At 70.2% G+C, this 16937-nt stretch carries 18 protein-coding genes; 6 read left to right on the top strand and 12 right to left on the bottom strand.

What is annotated here, in order from left to right:
* Nucleotides 1-980 (top strand): PecA family PE domain-processing aspartic protease (locus tag GPY60_RS26710; protein ID WP_197283773.1); only part of this gene is annotated, 980 nt, incomplete at its 5' end.
* 7 nt (nt 981-987) lie between these two features.
* On the opposite strand, the gene pspM is transcribed toward GPY60_RS26710, so the two are convergent.
* From pspM to pgsA, 4 genes are all read right to left on the bottom strand, one after another.
* Nucleotides 988-1800: a phage shock envelope stress response protein PspM gene (gene pspM / locus GPY60_RS20965; protein WP_156689616.1), complete on the bottom strand. Its 813-nt coding sequence runs from the start codon at nt 1798-1800 to the stop codon at nt 988-990.
* 15 nt (nt 1801-1815) lie between these two features.
* On the bottom strand, nt 1816-2634 hold the full coding sequence (gene pspA / locus GPY60_RS20960; RefSeq protein ID WP_156689615.1) for a phage shock protein PspA: 819 nt from the start codon (nt 2632-2634) through the stop codon (nt 1816-1818).
* 106 nt (nt 2635-2740) lie between these two features.
* The gene (clgR, locus tag GPY60_RS20955; RefSeq protein ID WP_156689614.1) at nt 2741-3070 is read right to left on the bottom strand and encodes a transcriptional regulator ClgR; all 330 of its coding nucleotides are present in this window, start codon (nt 3068-3070) and stop codon (nt 2741-2743) included.
* 131 nt (nt 3071-3201) lie between these two features.
* Nucleotides 3202-3804 (bottom strand): CDP-diacylglycerol--glycerol-3-phosphate 3-phosphatidyltransferase, encoded by a 603-nt coding sequence (gene pgsA / locus GPY60_RS20950; protein WP_156689613.1) that lies wholly within the window; start codon nt 3802-3804, stop codon nt 3202-3204.
* 55 nt (nt 3805-3859) lie between these two features.
* Here pgsA and GPY60_RS20945 point away from each other — a divergent pair, with 55 nt between their 5' ends.
* Nucleotides 3860-4375, top strand: coding sequence for an amino-acid N-acetyltransferase (locus GPY60_RS20945; protein WP_156689624.1), 516 nt, complete (start codon nt 3860-3862; stop codon nt 4373-4375).
* 16 nt (nt 4376-4391) lie between these two features.
* Here GPY60_RS20945 and GPY60_RS20940 read toward each other — a convergent pair whose 3' ends face one another.
* A complete protein-coding gene (locus GPY60_RS20940; RefSeq protein ID WP_156689612.1) occupies nt 4392-6881 on the bottom strand; it encodes an FtsK/SpoIIIE family DNA translocase in 2490 nt (829 codons plus the stop codon).
* A 157-nt stretch (nt 6882-7038) separates the two neighbouring features.
* Here GPY60_RS20940 and GPY60_RS20935 point away from each other — a divergent pair, with 157 nt between their 5' ends.
* Genes GPY60_RS20935 through GPY60_RS20925 form a run of 3 tightly spaced genes read left to right on the top strand, consistent with a single transcriptional unit; the run spans nt 7039 to nt 9050 of the window.
* A complete protein-coding gene (locus tag GPY60_RS20935) occupies nt 7039-7353 on the top strand; it encodes a putative quinol monooxygenase (protein WP_156689623.1) in 315 nt (104 codons plus the stop codon).
* Nucleotides 7350-8171: a mycofactocin-coupled SDR family oxidoreductase gene (locus GPY60_RS20930; RefSeq protein ID WP_156689611.1), complete on the top strand. Its 822-nt coding sequence runs from the start codon at nt 7350-7352 to the stop codon at nt 8169-8171. The genes GPY60_RS20935 and GPY60_RS20930 overlap by 4 nt, the downstream gene beginning before the upstream one ends.
* A gap of 6 nt (nt 8172-8177) precedes the next feature.
* Nucleotides 8178-9050 carry an SAM-dependent methyltransferase gene (locus GPY60_RS20925; RefSeq protein WP_156689610.1) on the top strand — a complete coding sequence of 291 codons (873 nt, stop codon included), beginning with the start codon at nt 8178-8180 and terminating at the stop codon, nt 9048-9050.
* A 104-nt stretch (nt 9051-9154) separates the two neighbouring features.
* Here the strand turns inward: GPY60_RS20925 and GPY60_RS20920 are convergent, their stop codons facing one another.
* The 7 genes from GPY60_RS20920 to GPY60_RS20890 all read right to left on the bottom strand — a co-directional run bounded on the left by GPY60_RS20920 (nt 9155) and on the right by GPY60_RS20890 (nt 16139).
* Entirely contained in the window at nt 9155-10831 is a 1677-nt protein-coding gene (locus GPY60_RS20920; RefSeq protein ID WP_156689609.1) for a ribonuclease J, read from the bottom strand.
* A 7-nt stretch (nt 10832-10838) separates the two neighbouring features.
* Entirely contained in the window at nt 10839-11741 is a 903-nt protein-coding gene (gene dapA / locus GPY60_RS20915; protein WP_156689608.1) for a 4-hydroxy-tetrahydrodipicolinate synthase, read from the bottom strand.
* A gap of 113 nt (nt 11742-11854) precedes the next feature.
* Nucleotides 11855-12607, bottom strand: a complete 753-nt coding sequence (gene thyX / locus GPY60_RS20910; RefSeq protein WP_156689607.1) for an FAD-dependent thymidylate synthase — start codon at nt 12605-12607, stop codon at nt 11855-11857.
* Between the two features lie 181 nt (nt 12608-12788).
* Nucleotides 12789-14015, bottom strand: coding sequence for a winged helix-turn-helix domain-containing protein (locus GPY60_RS20905; protein WP_156689606.1), 1227 nt, complete (start codon nt 14013-14015; stop codon nt 12789-12791).
* A 40-nt stretch (nt 14016-14055) separates the two neighbouring features.
* Nucleotides 14056-14763 (bottom strand): DivIVA domain-containing protein, encoded by a 708-nt coding sequence (locus GPY60_RS20900; RefSeq protein WP_156689605.1) that lies wholly within the window; start codon nt 14761-14763, stop codon nt 14056-14058.
* Nucleotides 14764-14847: 84 nt separating this feature from the next.
* On the bottom strand, nt 14848-15342 hold the full coding sequence (locus tag GPY60_RS20895; protein ID WP_156689604.1) for a dihydrofolate reductase: 495 nt from the start codon (nt 15340-15342) through the stop codon (nt 14848-14850).
* Entirely contained in the window at nt 15339-16139 is an 801-nt protein-coding gene (locus tag GPY60_RS20890; protein ID WP_156689603.1) for a thymidylate synthase, read from the bottom strand. The genes GPY60_RS20895 and GPY60_RS20890 overlap by 4 nt, the downstream gene beginning before the upstream one ends.
* 42 nt (nt 16140-16181) lie before the next feature.
* Here GPY60_RS20890 and GPY60_RS20885 point away from each other — a divergent pair, with 42 nt between their 5' ends.
* The gene (locus GPY60_RS20885; protein WP_156689602.1) at nt 16182-16922 is read left to right on the top strand and encodes a dienelactone hydrolase family protein; all 741 of its coding nucleotides are present in this window, start codon (nt 16182-16184) and stop codon (nt 16920-16922) included.
* Nucleotides 16923-16937: the final 15 nt, after the last annotated feature.

The following is a 16937-nucleotide window of genomic DNA, read 5'->3' as shown; positions in this document are numbered from 1 at the left end:
CCGGCGGGGCCGGCGGCCACGGCGGCTGGCTCTACGGGGTCGGCGGCACCGGGGGCACCGGCGGAGTCGACGGCGCGGGCGGCCCCGGCGGCGCGGGCGGCCTGTTCGGCCGGCACGGCGCCGACGGGTCCGCCGGCGGTCCGGCCGCCGTCCCGATGCGGCTCGACCAGAACCATCAACTGGAGGTCGACATCTCCATCGGCGGCGGAGCGAGTGCGCCCGTGCTGGTCGACACCGGATCGGTTGGCATCATCGTGACACCACAGAACGTCGTCGGCTCGACTCTCGGCGCGCCCACCGGAACGGGAACCGCCTCATACGGCAGCAGCGTCGAGGAGATCACCCTCGACTACACGACGTATTCGACGACGGTGAGTTTCGGCAAGGGAATAATCACCGCGCCCACGACGGTCGGTGTTGTCACGTCAGCGACGGACCTGAACGGTCACGCAATTCCCCTGTCGGACATACCCAACATCCTGGGGATCGGGGTGAACGCCGGGGGTCCGCTGTCCGCCGGACCCGTGCCGACGCTCCCCGGCACCCTGGCTCAGGGCGTGCTCATCGACGAACCCGCCGGCGAGCTGGAGTTCGGCGCCAACCCATTCACTCCCATCGCCTCGGTTCCCGGCGCGCCGCTCGCCAACCTGGTGGTGAAGGTCACGGGCAACGGGACAACCATCGCCGGGTCATTCACCGGCGCGACGATCGATTCCGGCGGCGTGAACGGATTCATTCCCAATGATTTCGTGCCGGACAACACCGGCCAGGTCGGCGTACCGGTGCCGGCGGGAGATGTCATCTCGGTCTACACCGGCGACGGGCAGACGTTACTGTATTCGCAGACAGTCGGTACGGGTTTCGACGCCCCTACCATCGTGACCCCCCAAGACGGGTTCAACACCGGGAACTTTCCGTACTCGCAGAGGCCGATCTACCTCTTGTACGGCGGTGACGGGACGTTGGTCTTCGACAACTGAGCACGCCTTAGCCGGTTTTCGGCAGCCCGCCTAGCTCGTCGAACGCCTGCGCCCAGCCCAGCAGGCGGTCGGTGGCCCCCACCAGGTCCGCGCGGTAGCGCTGCTGGGAGGCCGTCAGGCCGTCACCGCTGGCCGACGACACCAATTGCGCTGCGGCGGTGACCATCTCGTTGTACTGACGAACGCCGGCGCTCAGCTGCGCGGTGAACGCGTTGATCGTGGGAACCAGGTACGACCGCGACGACTCACTTGACTGCGCCGCGCGCTCCATCGACACCACCTCGGCGGCGGTGGCCGCCATGGCGGCCGAGCTCTTGGTGGCAGCCGCCGACAGGTCACGGATCTCGTCGGCCGGCAGCATCGAGCCCCGCTCGATCACCCCCAGCAGCGAGACGAAGCCGCGCTCGGAGGCCCCCAGCGCGTACATCGAGGGCCGGGCCGCGGAACCGGGCGGCGGCAGCCGGCGAGTGCCGGCGGGCCGCTGCGCCGGCAGCGGCTCGGAGCGCAACCAGCGGTAGCGGATGAGCAGGAGCGTGGCGGGGATCGCCATCAGGACGGCGACCGCGCCGGTGATCTCGAGCAGCAACGCGAACCAGCCCCACGCGGCCAGCAGGATCGTCACAGCCGCCCAGAACACGCACCCGGCGCCGAAGATGAGGCCCCAGCGCAGGGCGCGGCGGCGGCGCCGCAGCAGCCGCGCCCGCGGGTCCGCGGCGGCACTGACCCGCGCGGCCACCACGTCGAAAACGTCGGCCGCGGTGTCCAACCCCCGCTGCAGCACCGCGCGAAAGAGCCCGCGCTGCGTCGACTTGACCGCCATGGGAAGGTCGTCTTGCTACTGGCCGTAAGGCTTTTCGGTGATCGCGCCGCCGGCGGGCTCGGCGGGCGCCGGGCTGGCCCCCGCGGCGGGTGTGCCACCGGCCGGCAGGGCCTCGCCCCGCATCGAGGCGCGGATCTGCTCGAGCCGGGAATGACCGGCCATCTGCACGCTGGCCTGCTGCACCTCCAGCATGCGGCCCTGCACCGAGCCCTGCGCGAGCTCGGCCGCGCCGACCGCGTTGGCGTAGCGGCGCTCGATCTTGTCGCGCACCTCGTCGAGGCTGGGCGTGTTGCCCGGCGCGGCGATCTCGCTCATCGACCGCAGCGAGGCGCTGACCTGCTCCTGCATCTTGGCCTGCTCGAGCTGGCTGAGAAGCTTGGTGCGCTCGGCGATCTTCTGCTGCAACACCATCGCGTTTTGCTCGACCGCCTTCTTGGCCTGCGCGGCCGCCTGCAGGGCCTGGTCGTGCAGCGCCTTGAGGTCCTCGACGCCCTGCTCGGCCGTCACCAGCTGCGCGGCGAACGCCTCGGCGGCGTTGTTGTATTCGGTGGCCTTGGCGGCGTCCCCGGCGGCGGTGGCCTGGTCGGCCAGCGTCAGCGCCTGACGGACGTTGACCTGGAGCTTCTCGATGTCGGCCAGTTGCCGGTTGAGCCGCATCTCCAGCTGGCGCTGGTTGCCGATGACCTGAGCGGCCTGCTGGGTCAGCGCCTGGTGGGTGCGCTGCGCCTCCTCGATGGCCTGCTGGATCTGCACCTTGGGGTCGGCGTGCTCGTCGATCTTCGAGTTGAACAGCGCCATCAGGTACTTCCACGCCTTGACGAACGGATTGGCCATGACTTAGCTCCGCCTTCGCTTGTGTGTATGCCGGACTAGCGCCCTGTCGCTCAATTTATCGGGTCGGCGCCGATCGCCCCACCCCTACGGCCGATCGGCCGCGTGCTCAGGCCACCGCGAGAGGGGCAACGGGCGGGATGACGACCTTCGTGCTGACGTCGATGCTGGCACCGCCGGTCCGCGCGGTCTGGGCCGCGCGCTCCTCGTCGGCCATCCGTTCGCCGGCGTCGGTGAGGACCGACGACAGCGGGACCTCGAGCGCGTCGCAGATCGCGTTGAGCAACTCGCTGGACGGCTCCTTGCGGCCCCGCTCGACCTCGGAGAGGTACCCGAGGCTCACCCGCGCCGAATCGGAAATCTCGCGCAGCGTCCGGCCCTGCGACACCCGCGCCCGGCGCAGCACGTCGCCGATCACCTCGCGCACCAATGGCGCCATCCCGCTCTCCTTCGTCCCGTCGGCCCTGCTCAGCACGTGATGATTCGAATTCGCCCAAGGCCTACACGGGTTGAACGCCGGTGGCCCCAGGTTGGTTCCCGATCGGCCGGGGCAATTCGGCGGATTTCGGCTCAGCCGCGCGCCGTGCGGCGCACTTCCCTGACCGTCGAGGCCACGTAGTCGATGCCGGTGACGACCGTCAGCACGATCGCGGCGCCCATGACCACCGACGCCGCCACCAGAAACGGCCCGGTGGGGTGCAGGATGAACAGCCCGATCGCGGAGGCCTGCACCACCGTCTTGAGCTTGCCGCCCCAACTGGCGGGGATGACCCCGCGGCGGATGACGGCCAGGCGCAACAGGGTCACGCCCACCTCGCGGGCCATGATCACCACCGTGACCCACCACGGCAGCTCGCCGAGCATCGACAGCCCGATCAGCGCCGAGCCGATCAGCGTCTTGTCGGCGATCGGGTCGACGAACGCGCCGAACTCGGTGGCCATGCCGTAATTGCGGGCGAGCAGGCCGTCCAGCCGGTCGGTGATCACCGCGACCGTGAAGATTACGAAAGCCAGGACGCGAAAGGCGGTTTGGTGGCCGTCGCTCGCAAACAGCGCGAGCAGGAAGATCGGAACCAGCACCAGCCTGGACAGCGTCAGGGCATTGGCGAGATTGGCGATGCGGGCGCGCCCTGTCGGTCCCGTTAGCGGACCCGTCTGCGGCTGACCCGACACGGCATCAGAATAACGGTTGACCAGCACGGCCGTTCCCTCGCCGGCGACGACGCCGATACTGTTACCCGTGACCGAAAGCCCACCGGTGGTCCGCCGCGCGCGAACGTCCGACGTGCCGGCGATCAAGCAGCTCGTCGACACCTACGCGGGAAAGATCCTGCTGGAAAAGAACCTCGTGACGCTCTACGAGGCCGTGCAGGAGTTCTGGGTGGCCGAGTTTGACGGCAAGGTGGTCGGCTGCGGAGCGCTGCACGTGCTGTGGTCGGACCTCGGCGAGATCCGCACCGTCGCCGTCGATCCGGCGATGACGGGCCGCGGCATCGGGCACGCGATCGTCAACCGGCTCCTGGAGGTGGCCCGCGAACTGCAGCTGGAGCGGCTGTTCGTGCTGACCTTCGAGACCGAGTTCTTCGCCCGGCACGGGTTCACCGAGATCGAGGGCACGCCGGTCACCGCCGAGGTGTTCGAGGAGATGTGCCGCTCCTACGACCTCGGCGTGGCCGAGTTCCTCGACCTGAGCTACGTGAAGCCCAACATCCTGGGAAACTCCCGGATGCTGCTGGTGCTCTAGTCGATGACGGCGGACGCTATTCGGGCTCGCCGCCGTCGGCGTCGCTGCCGCCGCGGATCAGCGCCAGCGTCCCGGCCAGCTCGTCGGGCTTGACGAGCACCTCGCGCGCCTTGGAGCCCTCGCTCGGCCCCACGATGCCGCGGGTTTCCATCAGGTCCATCAGCCGGCCGGCCTTGGCGAACCCGACCCGCAGCTTGCGCTGCAGCATCGAGGTGGAGCCGAACTGGCTCGACACCACCAGCTCCACGGCCTGCAGGAACACATCCATGTCGTCGCCGATGTCGGGGTCGACGTCGGCGCGCTCACCGGTGGGCTTGGCGGTGGTGACGCCCTCGGTGTACTCGGGCTCGGCCTGGTCCTTGCAGGCGGCGACGACGGCCTGGATCTCCTCGTCGGTGATGTAGGCGCCCTGCAGCCGGATCGGCTTGCTGGCGCCCATCGGCAGGAACAGCCCGTCGCCCATGCCGATCAGCTTCTCGGCGCCGGCCTGGTCCAGGATGACGCGGCTGTCGGTGAGCGACGACGTGGCGAACGCCAGCCGGGAGGGCACGTTCGTCTTGATCAGTCCGGTCACGACGTCCACCGACGGGCGCTGGGTGGCCAGCACCAGGTGAATGCCCGCGGCGCGGGCCTTCTGGGTGATCCGCACGATCGCGTCCTCGACGTCGCGCGGCGCGGTCATCATCAGGTCGGCCAGCTCGTCGACGATCGCGACGACGTACGGGTAGGGCCGGTACTCGCGCTGGCTGCCCAGCGGCGCGGTGATGGCCCCCGAGCGCACCTTGTCGTTGAAGTCGTCGATGTGGCGCACCCGCGAGGCCTGCATGTCCTGGTAGCGCTGCTCCATCTCCTCGACGAGCCACGCCAGCGCGGCCGCCGCCTTCTTCGGCTGGGTGATGATCGGGGTGATGAGGTGCGGAATGCCTTCGTACGGCGTGAGTTCCACCATCTTCGGGTCGATCAGGATCATCCTGACCTCCTCCGGGGTGGCGCGCGTGAGCAGCGACACCAGCATGGAGTTGACGAAGCTGGACTTGCCGGAGCCGGTGGAGCCCGCGACCAGCAGGTGGGGCATCTTCGCCAGGTTGGCCGAGATGAAGTCGCCCTCGATGTCCTTGCCCAGGCCGATGACCAGCGGGTGGTGGTCGCGACGCGTGGTGGGCGCGGTCAGCACGTCGGCCAGCCGCACCATCTCGCGGTCGGTGTTGGGCACCTCGATGCCCACGGCCGACTTGCCGGGGATGGGCGCCAGCATGCGGACGCTCTCGGTGGCCACCGCATAGGCGATGTTCTTCTGCAGCGCGGTGATCTTTTCCACCTTGACCCCGGGCCCCAGCTCCACCTCGTAGCGGGTGACGGTCGGCCCGCGGGTGCAGCCGGTGACGGCGGCGTCGACCTTGAACTGGTTGAGCACCTCGCTGATGGCGTCGGCCATGACGGTGTTGGCGGCGCTGCGCTTCTTGGGTGGGTCGCCGGCCACCAGCAGGCTCAGCGGCGGCAGGGTGTACGGGCCCTCGACGACGCGGTCGAGCGGTGGTTCGCTCTTGCGCGACGAGCGGCGGCGCTTGGGCTCGGGGACCGTGGGCAGGTCGTCGACCAGTGGGGCGTCGGACTGCGAGGGCCAGGCGGCCGGTTGGTCGTCGACGGCCGCGTCGTAGTAGCCGTCGGAGAAGTCCTCTGCGGGGGTCCTGACGCCCTCGACCTCCTCGGTGTCCGCGTCGTCACCGGCGAAGTCGTAGGCCTCGTCGTGGTAGTCGTCATCCTGCCCGAACAGCCGGGTGCCGAACATGGAACGCACGACGTCGGGCACCTCGCGGATCGTGGTGCCGGTCAGCAACAGCAGGCCGAACATGAAGCCGATGAACAGCAGCGGAGCCGCGATCCACGGGGTCAGCCCGTCGGACAGCGGCCCACCGATCGCGAACCCGACGAAACCCGCGGCGCGGCGCCGCGCCTCGGGGTCCTCGGGCGAGCCGGACCACAGGTGGCGCAGCCCCAGCACGGACAGCGCCACCAGGCTGGCGCCCAGGATCAGGCGGGGCCGGGCGTCGGGATCGGGCTCGGTGCGCATCAACGCCACCGCGATCCCGGCTGCGACCAGGGGCAGCGCCAGCACCCCGGCGCCGATGAACGTCCGCAGCACGGTGTCGACCCACGCGCCGACCGGCCGGGCGGCGTGAAACCAGGAGCTCGCGGCGACGATCACCGAGACGCCGAGCAGCGCGAGCGCGATCCCGTCGCGGCGATGCCCGGGGTCGATGTCGTGCGCGCGCCCGATCGAGCGGGCGGCTCCCCCGGTTCCGCGGGCCGCCATCAGCCAGGCGGCGCGCGCGCCGCGAGCGCAGGTCAGGCCGGTCGCCACCAGCAGCGACCGCCTGCGCCGGCTGACGGGCCTGCCGGCCTTCCGGCGCGGGGGGGCCGGCCGCGCTTTCCGCGCCCCGGCCCGCGGAGTGGCCTTTGACCTGTTTGTTCGGGTTTTCGAGCGGGCGGCCGTCTTGTTAGCCATGTCGGCAAGCGTAGTCGCAACCGCCTCTTCGGCACCATCCGCCACACTGGTAACGCGCCGATATCGCGGGTCCACCCTCCCCGAGGCGTGAGTAGGGTGACAGGCGGTGACGAAAGTCATGCGCGTCACCCACCCCGAAACCCCAGGAGGCCCCAGCATGCCCGTCGTCGTCGTCGCCACCATGACCGTCAAGCCCGAATCGGTCGACACCGTCCGCGACATCCTGACCACCGCGGTGCAAGAGGTGCACGACGAGCCCGGCTGCCAGCTGTACTCGCTGCACCAGACGGGTGAGACCTTCGTGTTCGTCGAGCAGTGGGCCGACGAGGAGGCCCTCAAGGCCCACAGCACAGCCCCGGCGATCGGCAAGATGTTCAGCGCGGCAGGCGAGCACCTGGCGGGGGCGCCGGACATCAAGATGCTGCAGCCGGTCCCGGCCGGCGACCCCGACAAGGGCCAGCTGCGCCCGTGACGGGGGGGCCGCTCGAGGGCCGGGTCGCGTTCATCACGGGGGCCGCGCGCGGCCAGGGCCGCGCGCACGCCGTTCGTCTTGCCTCCGATGGCGCCGACATCATCGCGGTCGACCTGTGCGAACAGATCGCCAGCGTGCCGTACCCCTTGGCCACCGCTGACGACCTGGCCGCCACCGTCAAGCTGGTCGAGGACACGGGCGCCCGGATCGTCGCCAAGCAGGGCGACGTCCGCGACCGGGGATCGCTGTCCGCCGCGCTGAAGGCGGGCCTCGACGAGTTCGGCCGGCTGGACATCGTGGTGGCCAACGCCGGCATCGCTCCCATGCAGTCCGGCGACGACGGCTGGCGCGACGTCATCGACGTCAACCTGACCGGTGTCTACAACACGATCAAGGCCTCGATACCGACCATGGTCAAACAGGGCACCGGCGGATCGATCGTGCTGATCAGCTCGGCCGCCGGGCTCGCCGGCGTGGGCAGCCCGGACGCCGGTTCGGTCGGCTACGCCGCCGCCAAGCACGGGGTGGTCGGGTTGATGCGGGTATACGCCAATCTGCTTGCCGGTCAGAACATCCGGGTCAACTCGATTCATCCGACGGGCGTGGAAACGCCGATGATCAACAACGAGTTCACCCGGGAGTGGCTGGCCAAGATGGCCGCGTCGACGGACACGCCGGGGGCCATGGGCAACGCCCTGCCGGTGGAGGTGTTGCAGGCCGAGGACATCGCCAACGCGGTGGCGTGGCTGGTGTCTGACCAGGCCCGCTATATCACCGGCGTCACGCTGCCCGTCGACGCCGGCTTCCTGAACAAGTAGCCATTCATGGCGCGAAACCTTGTGGCGCAGACCGCCTTCGGCCCGATCGTGCTGACGGCCGTCGAGCAGAACGAGCCGCCCGACCGCCGGTTGCTGGACGACGACCTCGCCGCGTTGTTCCTGCCGACCCCGCTGCGGTGGCTCGTCACCGCCACCCGCTCGGGGCCCCTGCGCCGGTTGATGATCCGGGGATCGGAGTGGTCCGGCCGCGGGCTGTGGGTCAACCTGGCCTGCCGCAAGCGGTTCATCGGCGACAAGCTCGCCGGCGCGCTCGGTGACGTCGACGCCGTCGTCATCCTCGGCGCCGGCCTGGACACCCGCCCCTACCTGCTGACGCGGCAGGTCCGCATCCCCGTCTTCGAGGTCGACCTGCCCGTCAACATCGCGCGCAAGCTGCAGACGGTCCGCCGGGTGCTGGGCGGGCCGCCGCTGTCGGTGCGCCTGGTGGCCCTGGACCTGGAGCGCGACGACCTGCTCACGGCGCTGGCGGAGCACGGTTACCACACCGACTACCGGGCCTTCTTCATCTGCGAGGGCGTGACCCAGTACCTCAGCGAGCAGACCGTCCGCCGAACGCTGGAGGGCCTGCGCGCCGCCGCGCCGGGCAGCCGGCTGGTGTTCACCTACGTGCGCCGGGATTTCATCGACGGCACCAATCGGTACGGCACCCGGACGCTGTACCGCAGCGTCCGGCAGCGCCGCCAGCTGTGGCACTTCGGCCTGCAGCCCGACGAGGTGGCGGATTTCCTCGCCCCGTACGGCTGGCGGCTGGTGGAACAGGCGGGGCCCGACGACCTGGTCCGGCGCTACGTCGAGCCGACCGGCCGCAGGCTCAAGGCGTCACAGATCGAGTGGTCGGCCTACGCGGAGAAGGTATAGCGGCGGGGCACCGGGCCTCGCCGCCACGACACGTAAACGGTTGCGGCGACACGCCGAAAAACTCCGCAGCAGTTCACGTTTCGCGATGGCGAGCCGCCGAAGCGCTAGACCTCGATGACCGTCGGCACGATCATCGGCTGGCGGCGGTAGGTCTCCCCCACCCACTTGCCCACCGTGCGGCGCACCGCCTGCGCGATGCGGGCCGGGTCGGTGATGTGCTCGGCCAGCAGCGCTTCCAGTTCCGCCTCCACCTTGCGCACCGCCGGCTCGAGCGCCTTGGGATCTTCGGAGAACCCACGGGAGTACAGGTGTGGCACCGCGACCGGGCGTCCCGTGCCGCGGCCGACGACGACGGTCACCGCGACGAAGCCCGACGACAGGATGAGGCGCTCCCCCAGCGTGATGTCACCGACGTCGCCGGTGATCAGCCCGTCGACGAACATCTTGCCGACCGGCACCGCGCCCGCGATGGCGGCCCGTCCGGCCATCAGGTCGACGCTGACGCCGTTCTCGGCCAGCACGATCGACTCCTCGGGCACCCCGGCGCGGGCCGCGAGCTTGGCGTTGGCCCGCAGCATCCGCCAGGTTCCGTGCACTGGCATCACGTTGCGCGGCCGCACCCCGTTGTAGAGGAACAGCAGCTCACCGGCGTACGCGTGACCCGAGACATGAACGCGCACTTGTTGATTGGTGACCACTCGGGCCCCGATCTTCGCCAGCGAGTCGATGACGCCGTACACCGCCTCCTCGTTGCCGGGTATCAGCGACGACGAGAGGACCACCAGGTCGTTCGCGGTGAGCGTGATACTGCGGTGCTCGCCGCGCGACATCCGCGACAGCGCCGACATCGGCTCACCCTGGGTGCCGGTGGTGATCAGCACCACCCGCTCGGGCGCCATCATCTCGGCCGCGGCGATGTCGATCACGTCGGAGTCGTCGACCCGCAGGAAGCCCAGCTCCCGGGCGATCGCCATGTTGCGCACCATGGACCGCCCCACGAACGACACGCGCCGCCCCAATGCGACTGCCGCATCGATGATCTGCTGAACGCGGTCCACGTTGGAGGCGAAGCACGCGACGATGACGCGGCCGTCGGCGCCGCGGATCAGCCGGTGCAGGGTGGGCCCCACCTCGCTCTCCGACGGGCCGACGCCGGGGATCTCGGCGTTGGTGGAGTCGCACAGGAACAGGTCGACGCCGGCGTCGCCGAGCCGCGACATGCCGGGCAGGTCGGTGGGCCGGCCGTCGGGCGGGAGCTGGTCGAGCTTGATGTCGCCGGTGTGCAGGACGGTGCCCGCCCCGGTGTGCACCGCGATGGCCAGCGCGTCGGGGATCGAGTGGTTGACGGCGAAGTATTCGCACTGGAAGACGCCGTGGGTGCTGCGCTGTCCCTCGGCGACCTCGACGAACGCCGGCTTGATGCGGTGCTCGCGGCATTTCGCGGCGACCAGCGCGAGCGTGAACTTCGAGCCGACGACCGGGATGTCGGGCCGCAGCTTGAGCAGGAACGGAATCGCGCCGATGTGGTCCTCGTGTGCGTGCGTCAGGACCAGCGCCTCGATGTCCTCGAGCCGATCTTCGATGTGGCGCAGGTCGGGCAGGATCAGGTCGACGCCGGGCTCGTCGTGGGTGGGGAACATCACCCCGCAGTCGATGATGAGCAAGCGGCCGAGGTGCTCGAAAACGGTCATGTTGCGGCCGATTTCGTTGATGCCACCCAACGCGGTGACCCGCAACCCACCCGGGGACAAGGGACCTGGTGGGGTGAGGTCTTCGTTCACGCGCGGCTCACCGGAGCACTGACGCGGCGCGCATGTCGGCGGCAAGCTCGTCGAGTTGTTCTGCGGTGGCCGGCATTTGGGGCAGGCGCGGTTCGCCCGCGTCGAAGCCCTGCAGGCGCAGCCCTGCCTTGGACAGCGTCACCCCGCCGAGCCGGGCCATCGCGTTGCAGAGCGGGGCGAGGTTGTGATTGATCTTGCGGGCGGTGTCGACGTCTCCGGAACCGAACGCGGACAACAGCTCTCGCAGCTGACTCGCCGCCAGGTGGGAGATCACGCTGATGAAGCCGGTGGCGCCCATGGCGAGCCAGGGCAGGTTCAGCGCGTCGTCGCCCGAGTAGAAGGCCAGCCCCGTTTCGGCCATCAACTGCCCCCCGGCGTGCAGGTCGCCCTTGGCGTCCTTGATCCCGACGATGTTGGGGTGCACGGCCAGCGCCCGGACGGTCTCGGACTGGATCGGGATCACCGATCGCGGCGGGATGTCGTAGAGGAGGATGGGCAGCTCGGTCGCGTCGGCGACGGCCGTGAAGTGCGCGAGCAGCCCGGACTGCGGGGGCTTCGAGTAGTACGGCGTTACCACCAGGAGCCCGTGGGCTCCCTCGGCGGCGGCGGCCTTGGCCAGCCGAACGCTGTGAGCGGTGTCATAGGTGCCGGCGCCCGCCACGATCCGGGCCCGGTCCCCCACGGCCTCGAGTACGGCGCGCAACAGGTCGCGCTTCTCGTCGTCGGTGGTGGTCGGCGATTCGCCGGTGGTTCCCGAGATGACCAGCCCGTCGCAGCCGGCGTCCACCAGGTGGTTCGCCAACCGCGCCGCCGCGCCGGTGTCGAGGGTGCCGTCGGGTCGGAAGGGCGTCACCATCGCGGTGAGGAGGGTCCCCAGCCGTGCCGGGGCGTCGAATCCGACGGTGCTCACGGTCTTCAGGTTACCTGGCCACGGCAAGGCCATTTGTCAGCGGCGCGAAGGTGCGTGTTTGTCCGCGACACGCCGCGGCGAAGCGTACAACCGCGCACCCTCACGGCTCAGGCTCAGGCTTCGGTGGCGAGCGGGCTCGTGGCGACCTCGGTGCCGTCGGCCAGGGTGACCACCTCGAAGTCGGCGAACACCGCAGGTGCCACGCCGGCCAGCTGGCGCAGGCACTCGATGGCCAGCCGGCGGATCTCGACGTCGGCGTGCTCACTGGCCCGCATCGCGATGAAATGCCGCCACGCCCGGTAATTCCCGGTCACGACGATGCGGGTCTCGGTGGCGTTGGGCAGGACGGCGCGGGCGGCCTGGCGGGCCTGCTTGCGCCGCAGGATCGCGTTCGGCTGGTCGGCGAATTTGGCTTCCAGCCTGGCCAGTAGGTCGGTGTAGGTGGCGCGGCTGGCGTCGGCGGCCGCGGCCAGGATCTGCCGCAGCTCGGGATCGTCGTCCATGCCGGGCGGGACGACGATGTGCGAGTCGTCCTCCGGTACGTACCGCTGCGAAAGCTGCGAGTAGGAGAAGTGCCGGTGCCGGATCAGCTCGTGTGTGCACGACCGCGAGATGCCGGTGATGTAAAACGACACGCTCGCATGCTCGAGCACCGAGAAGTGGCCGACGTCGATGATGTGCTTGATGTAGCCGGCATTGGTCGCGGTCCTGGGGTTGGGCTTCGACCAGCTCTGGTAGCAGGCGCGGCCGGCGAACTCGACCAGCGCGGAACCGCCGTCGGCGTCGGTGGCCCACGGGACCTCCGGCGGGGCCAGAAACTCGGTCCTGGCGATCATTTGGACGCGCAGCGGCGCGGTCTGGGCCACGGCGCTCACCTTAGCCCGGCGACGATGCGCGCCACGCAGTGGCGCGAGGAGGAGGCGGGCAATCGGCCTAGCCCGGCGACGATGCGCGCCACGCAGTGGCGCGAGGAGGAGGCGGGCAATCGGCCTAGCCCGGCGACGATGCGCGCCACGCAGTGGCGCGAGGAGGAGGCGGGCAATCGGCCTAGCCCGGCGATCGTGGGGCCGCGGCCAGCTCCCCGGCCAGATCGCCACGGTCCGACACATCGATCCGGCCGAGTCCCAGCCATCCCGCCATCGACTCGAGCTGCGTGTTCAGCGCCGCGGCGACCGTAGCCCGCGGCACGTCCGGCTCGGCGAAGGCGCCGACCACCCGAAGCGTGCCGGCCGCCCGGTCCGCCTTGAGGTCCACCCGCGCGACCAGGTTGCCGTCGAGCAGGAACGGCCACACGTAGTACCCGTACCGCCGCTGGGCGGCCGGGGTGTAGATCTCGATGCGGTAGTGGAACCCGAACAGCCGCTCGACGCGGGGCCGGAAGAAGATCAGCGGATCGAACGGGCACAGCAGCGCGGTCCCGCCGTCGCGGCGCGGCACGGCGCGGCCGGCGTGCAGGTACGCCGGCGCGGGCCAGCCGTCCACCTCGACCCGCTCGATCTCACCGTCGGCCACCAGACGGGCGAGCGCCGGCTTGACCTGGGCGGCCGCGAGCCGGAAGTAATCGCGGATGTCGGCCTCCGTGGCGACGCCCAGGGCGGTGGCGGCGCGCAGCGCGAGCTCGCGGACGGCATCGTCGTCGTCGACCTCCCGGGCGAGCACGCTCGCCGGCAGCACGCGTTCCACCAGGTCGTAGTGCCGCGCGAAGCCCACCCGGGTGGCGGTGGTGAGCACCCCAGCCGCGAAGAGCGCCTCGGCCACCCACTTGGTGTCGGTGCGGTTCCACCAGGCGCCCTTGCGGCGGGGCGACCCCCTCTCGAGGTACGCCTCGATCTGGCCGGCCGTGCTGGGCCCCAACTCGGCGACGGCCGCGCCGACGTCCTCGGCGAGCCGGGGGTTCTCCTTGACGACGTGGGTGCGCCAGCGGCCGTGCCGGTACTGGCGCATGCGCCACCGCAGCAGGGGCCAGTCGTCGACGGACATCAGCGCGGCCTCGTGCGCCCAATATTCGGCCAACAGCCGCGACGGGCGCGGCCCCCAGGCGGCACGGTCCAGCACGTCGCGGTCGTAGGGCCCGAGCCGGCTGAACACCGGCGCGTAGTGGGCGCGCACCGCGACCGACACCGAATCCAGTTGCAGCACATGGACTCTGGAGATCAGCCTGCTCAGGTGCGCGCGGGTGACCGGGCCGCGCGGCCGCGGTTCGGTAAAGCCTTGTGCCGCAACGGCTATTCGCCGCGCCTGCGCGGCGGATAGCCGACGGCTGGGGAGCGACACGGCGCCGAGAATACCGGGCGCCGGGCCACCTTCCGCGGGCTTACCCGGTGCTGACCTTTTCCCCGAGCGGCACCACGACGTCGGCCTCGGGCGAGTTGCGGTGTTCCCGGTACGCCGCCTCGAGGGCGTCGGGAACCGGTTCCAGGTCGCGGTACACCCCCGTCAGCTGCTCGAGGATCCGGATGCGCTGCTCGCTGGCCTCGTCGGCCGCACGCCGCGCCTGCGCCCGGTAGTGGTCGGCCTCGCGCTTGGCGTCGCGCCACGACTCGTCGATCGCCGCCTCGGTTTCCGCGCGCATGCGGGCCAGCTCGGCCTCGAGGCGCTTCTTCTTCTCCTCGAATTCGGCCTCCACGGCTTCGCGCCGCGCGGCCAGATCGGCCATCTGCTCTTCGTGTTTCTGCCGGGCGGCCTCCGCCTCGGCCTCGGCCTCGGCGATCAGCGCCTCTGCTTCGGCGCGCGCCTCGGCCTGCATGGCCGACACCTCGTCGACCGCGCGCCGCAGCATCTTGGCCATCCGCTGTTGCATCGCGTGGGGCGCGGGCGAGGTGTCGGTGAGGACCGCAACCTCCTTGCGCAGCGCGGCCGCTTCGTCGCCGGCCGCCTTCAAGCGGGCCCGCAGACTCTCGACGTCGTCGATGAGCAGCTGCTGTTTGGTCGTCAACACCTCGATGTGGGCGTCGACCGCCGCTGGTTCGTAGCCCCTGAACGTGCGCGAAAACGTCTTCGCGGGTTCGGTTATCCCTGTCAATTTTCCCCCCTTCTTGCAAACGCCTGGTAGACCCGGTGTGACCGACCCCCCGCGTCCGAGTATGTCAGCTTGGGGGCAAGGCGCTCACGGCCGAACGTAGCTGTGGAAGCGATACCGCAGGCCAGAGCGGCTGATCTGCCACTCGCCCGTCTCGCCGATCCACGTCTCGTCGAGGACCGGCGCCAGCGCGTCGTCGTCGTCGCGCGGCAGGTCGATCTCGACCTCGGTGACCTCGCACCGGGTGGCGTGCGGCAGCCCGAGCGCGTAGACCTGCTCGCCGCCGATGATCCACGTGTCCGGGTCGGTCAGGGCGTCCTCGAGCGAGCCCATCACCTCGGCCCCGTCGGCCGCGAAGTCGGGCCGCCGGGACAGGACGACGTTGCGGCGGCCCGGCAGCGGCCGCACCGGCGCCGGCAACGACTCCCAGGTGCGCCGGCCCATCACGACCGTGTGTCCCATGGTCACCTGCTTGAAGCGGACCAGGTCCTCGGGCACCCGCCACGGGATGTCACCGCCGCGACCGATGACACCGGAGGTCGACTGAGCCCAGACCAGGCCCACGGACGAAGAAGACGTCATACAGCGACGGGCGCTTTGATGGCCGGGTGCGGGTCGTAATTCTTGACGACGACATCTTCGTACGTGTAGTCGAAGATCGAATCCCGCTGCGCCAGAACGAGTTCGGGGTACGGCCGGGCCTCGCGGGCCAGCTGCAGGCGCACCTGCTCGACGTGGTTGTCGTAGATGTGGCAGTCGCCTCCGGTCCACACGAACTCGCCGACCCCGAGGCCCGCCTGGTCGGCCATCATGTGGGTGAGCAGCGCGTAGCTGGCGATGTTGAACGGCACGCCGAGGAACAGGTCGGCGCTGCGCTGATAGAGCTGGCAGCTCAGGCGCCCGTCGGCGACATAGAACTGGAAGAACGCGTGGCACGGCGGCAGCGCCATCCGAGGAATGTCGCCGACGTTCCACGCCGAGACGATGATGCGCCGCGAGTCCGGGTCGGTGCGCAGCAACTCCAGTGCCGCGCTGATCTGGTCGACATGCTCGCCCGAGGGCGTGGGCCACGACCGCCATTGCACTCCGTAGACCGGGCCGAGATCGCCTGTGGGACTTGCCCATTCGTCCCAGATGGTGACGCCGTGCTCGTGCAGCCAGCCGACGTTGGAGTCGCCACGCAGAAACCACAGCAACTCGTAGACCACCGATTTGAAGTGCACCTTCTTGGTGGTCAGCAGCGGAAAGCCGGCCGACAGATCGTAGCGGATCTGCTGGCCGAACAGGCTGCGGGTGCCGGTGCCGGTGCGATCGGATTTGGCGGTGCCGCGCTCGAGCACCAGGCGCAGCAGGTCCTCGTAGGGGGTGGCGATCGGCACGCGGTCAGCTTAGCTTTTCAGGGCGGGAGTAGAACGGGTGCCATGCCGAAGATCACCGACACCATCACCACCCCCGACGGCACCTGCCCCGTCGGCCTGTTCACCCCCGAGGGGTCCGGGCCGTGGCCCGGGGTAGTCATGTACGTCGACGCCGGCGGGACGCGCGACACGTTCGACCAGATGGCCGCCAAGCTGGCCGGATTCGGGTACGCGGTGTTGCTTCCCGACGTGTACTACCGCAGCGGCGACTGGGCGCCCTTCGACATGGCGACCGTGTTCGGCGACGCCAAGGAGCGCAACCGGCTGTTCTCGATGATCGGCAGCATCACGCCGGACAAGATGGCGTCCGACGCGGGCGCGTTCTTCGACTATCTGGCGTCGCGGCCCGAGGTCTCGGGGGACCGTTTCGGCGTCTGCGGCTACTGCATGGGCGGCCGCACGTCGGTGGTGGTCGCGGGCCGCGTGCCGGAGCGCGTCGCCGCCGCGGCGTCGTTCCACGGCGGGGGCCTGGTGACCGACACCGACGACAGCCCGCACCTGCTCGCCGACCGCATGCGCGCCACGGTCTACGTGGGGGGCGCCGAGAACGACGCGTCGTTCACGGCCGACGACGCCGAGCAGCTCGAGAAGGCGCTGACCGCGGCCGGCGTGACCCACACGATCGAGTGGTACTCGGCCGGCCACGGGTTCGCGGTGCCGGACAACGGCCCCTACAACCCGGCCGCCGCCGAGCGGCACTGGGCGGCGATGAGGGACCTGTTCGGCGCCGCGTTACCGCGCTGACACCGGACCGGCGTC

Source organism: Mycobacterium sp. Marseille-P9652 (assembly GCF_902652685.1).
GTDB lineage: Bacteria > Actinomycetota > Actinomycetes > Mycobacteriales > Mycobacteriaceae > Mycobacterium.
Note: the sequence above shows the minus strand (reverse complement) of the source record. Positions and strands in the feature narration are given on the sequence as shown.